The 3410-nt window shown below is 61.2% G+C and carries 4 protein-coding genes; all 4 read right to left on the minus strand.

Annotated features, from left to right (window positions below):
- A partial coding sequence (locus DRB06_RS03330; protein ID WP_146750787.1) for a hypothetical protein occupies positions 1 to 562 on the minus strand: 562 nt, incomplete at its 3' end.
- Positions 563 to 732: 170 nt separating this feature from the next.
- Positions 733 to 1632, minus strand: a complete 900-nt coding sequence (locus DRB06_RS16510; RefSeq protein ID WP_258522128.1) for a hypothetical protein — start codon at positions 1630 to 1632, stop codon at positions 733 to 735.
- A gap of 159 nt (positions 1633 to 1791) precedes the next feature.
- Positions 1792 to 2499: a hypothetical protein gene (locus DRB06_RS03340; RefSeq protein ID WP_108965536.1), complete on the minus strand. Its 708-nt coding sequence runs from the start codon at positions 2497 to 2499 to the stop codon at positions 1792 to 1794.
- A gap of 41 nt (positions 2500 to 2540) precedes the next feature.
- Complete coding sequence (locus DRB06_RS03345; RefSeq protein ID WP_146750788.1) at positions 2541 to 3170, minus strand: hypothetical protein; 630 nt, start codon at positions 3168 to 3170, stop codon at positions 2541 to 2543.
- Positions 3171 to 3410: the final 240 nt, after the last annotated feature.

Below are 3410 nucleotides of genomic sequence, written 5' to 3' on the forward strand. Positions count from 1 at the left end.
CAGTGACGTGGGTGGGGGTTGCGGAAGCCAACTCGGGAATCTGGGCCAGGGCCGGCTCAAGGATCGTGTGGAACTTCTCCACCTGCTCATCCAGATCCTCCTCAGGACCCCAATAAGTCAACCTGGCCAACAGCACCTGGTTGTCGTTGTAACGCCAAGCCACATAGATGTCGACGCTGTCGGTCCATGCCCAGCCCTCGCCCTCCACACCCTCGAAAGTCACCTCCCGGGCGGTGTCGGGGTACTCAGTGGGAATGTCATCGAACTCCACCAGCCCGTAGCCGGTATTAAGGTTTGTCCTGATGCCGTAGTCGATGTTAAGCAACCCGAAGGGGCTACTGTCGGAGTCTATGTCGCAGCTGTAGCGGTAACCGGACTCGCCGGTTTCCACATTCGACGTGGGGCCAGTGATGTAGTCGTACCAGTAGGTGTTGAAACCGAGGATGTTCTGGAGGTCCTGGTTGGGGAAGAGACCGCAGATAGTTTCATCCGCAAGCGGTGTGTCGGGCGGCTGCGTGGGCCCATCCGACCCATTGATGAGTCCGCACGCAGCCAAGGACACGGATAGGCTTAAGGCGGTGACGGCTCGACCGCACCACTGCCGCCGGTTTAGCCTTCTGGCGGCGTTGCCAGACTGTCTAGTCCCTTTTGATGGTGATGTCACCGTCTTTACCTCCCTCGCCGTCACTGCCCTGGACCAGCCGCTGCCCACCACTGGTAGCAGTCTCGACGTCATGGTTGTTTGGTTGGTCTGGTGTTGAGGGCTTGGATTTCGGCGACGGGGATGGTGGTGGTCGTGCTGGTGGTATGAGTGTCCATGGTGCCGGTGGCCCCGTCGGTGGCGGTATATTCGATGGCGTAGGACACCTTCACATCCACCGGGGTCACATTGTCCTTGAAGTGCGCACTGGAGCGATCGAAGACGATGACGCAGTCGGTGCCGATCCGATCGTTGTCCTCACTCCACGGGATCCCGAAGCCCGTGCACTTGGCGACTCCATCCTTGGGCTGAAGAGTAAGCATGGAGGCAGTGGCAGTGACGCTGGCCGACACCGGACCCGCCGTAGCCGTCACCCGTACTTCCTTAGGCGTATCACCGGTGGCCCACACCCAGGTGTCCCAACCCACGATCGTAGCCTGCAAGTCCCCGACCATCGGGTTGTAGCCGATCGTCGCCGTAGGAATCGTCACCGCATCCCACGCCGCCCGCGCCAACGTCGCACCATCGACCACCGGCTCCGGAGCCGCACTCCCGGCAGGCACGTAGACCGGGCCGTTGTTGGCGTAGTAGTCCGCCATGACCTCCCCGAAATCGCGTTCATCACCGTCAGCCATGTACCGTGAATCGCACACCGGGATGTACCAGCGCCCCTCCGTGTCATCCGCATACGACTCATAGTCCGGGAGGCGGGCCTTATAGTCATCCCACGTGTCGCCACGTGTAGTACTCATGTAATCGGTGGCCATCGGCGAGTCAATATACTTCGCCCGCTCCGCGCCGGTGTCGCTCTGCTCGTACCAGCACACCGGATGCACGGCCGCGGTCACCGACTGCGACGACACAACCGCCCCGGCCGAGCCCGAACCATCCGCCGCAGCCGACACGAACTCCGCAGACACCGCAATCTGCACCGAACCATCCCCACCCGACGACACCGAACCAGACGAGCTGCTGCCTACATTCGAGTCTTTGCCGTATGCGGCGTATGCCGCGGGGGACAAGACATGCATGGAGACTAGACAAAGGAATGCCGCTATCACCCTCAAGCATTTGGTTGATGCCACCATAATTCACGCCACACATTCATTTGCGGAAAGCGTTTGTTCGTCGGCCGCCTTCCAAGTGCCATCTTCGTAAACCATGGTCACTGCTTTTCCGAAGCGTTGTTGTAGAGTCTCAGGGTTGCTGACGTCATTGCCGTCGACATCGTAGTCCACCAGGTTTGTCTGGTCGTCACAGACCTCGACCGTGGCTTTAGGCGGCGAGTCATAGGGTGAGGTCAGGAAGACCGAAATCACCGAGATTCTCACGGTGCCATCGGTGCGGCCGTCTACAGCATTCTCATAATTGACTTTGAGGGTCTGGTATGCCTCGGCGGTCATGAGGGGTTCGGCGTTCTCTACGCCGGTGCGGGTGAACCAGATGTTCCAGGTGACCTGGTCGTAGTTGATGAAGGCCTTCAGAATCTCGGTCTGCTGCTCGTCAAGGTCTTCGGGGATGGAGGTGACTTCGTAGCGGTCGGTGGACAGCGACTCCGCCGTCACCACCCCGGCGGCCTCCGCCGAGGCCGCAGCAGACGCGGAGGCCGCCGCTGCGGCAGCCGACTCCGAGGCCTCGGCCGAGGCCATCGCCTCCGGATCATAGGTGGGGATGCCCAGGGGGTTGTCATCGGAATCGGACGAGCACGCCACCAGCGGTGTGCAGGCCAGCAGCAGGGCCGCAGCGCCTGCGGTGGCACGGCGCAGCCCCGGATGAGACAGGTATGTTGATAGTTGCATGCTAGGCGGTTCTCCTTATGGGTTCGGTACGGTGACAAGGGTTAGTCGTCGGTGCCGGTGGCTGCGTCCTCGGCTTCAGGCGTGGGTGAAGGGACGATCACGTGGGTGGGGGTTGCGGAGGCCAGCTCGGGGATCAGGGCCAGGGCCGGCTCAAGAACAGCATGGAACTTCTCCACCTGCTCATCCAGATCCTCATCCGGACCCCAATAAGTCAACCGAGCCAACAGCACCTGCGTGTCGTTGTAACGCCAGGCCACATAGATCTCAACACCATCGGTCCACACCCAACCCTCACCCTCCACACCCTCGAAAGTCACCTCCCGGGCGGTATCGGAGTACTCAACGGGAATATCATCGAACTCCAACGCAGGTTGCGCACTGGGCTGCACTTGGCTTCCGATGCGGTAGTCGATCTCGATCAGTCCGAACGGATCACGGTCGGAGTCCATATCGCAGCTGTAGCTGTAACCAGACTGGCCGGTCTCCACATCCGATGTGGGACCGGTCATGTAGTCATACCAGTAGGTGTCAAAACCGAGGCTCTCCCGGAGCTCCTGGTTGGGGAAGATACCGCACATGATCTCATCCGCCAGCGGAGTGCTCGGAGCACGGATCGGTTCCTCCGAGCCATCAATAAGACCGCACGCAGCCAGGGACGTGGTCAGACACAAGGCGGCAATGGTCCGACCGCTCCACCACCAGGCGCGGCTCCGCGGACTGCGGCCAGGCTGCCTAGCTCTTCTCGATCGCGAACTCACCGTCTTCACCTCCGCTCGCAGTCACCGCTCAGGACCATCATTGCCGCCAGCCATCCCACGCGCGCCTCCGCCCGGGCGCCTCATGGTTGTTTGGTTGGTCTGGTGTTGAGGGTTTGGATTTCGGCTACGGGGATGGTGGTGGTTGTTGTGGTG

Origin of the sequence: Actinomyces sp. Z5 (genome assembly GCF_003287795.1) — a bacterium.
Lineage (GTDB): Bacteria > Actinomycetota > Actinomycetes > Actinomycetales > Actinomycetaceae > Actinomyces > Actinomyces glycerinitolerans.

Bases quoted from the DNA above. Each gene is read 5' to 3' on its own strand.
- DRB06_RS03340 (WP_108965536.1), bottom strand. From the start codon at position 2,499: ATGCAACTATCAACATACCTGTCTCATCCGGGGCTGCGCCGTGCCACC.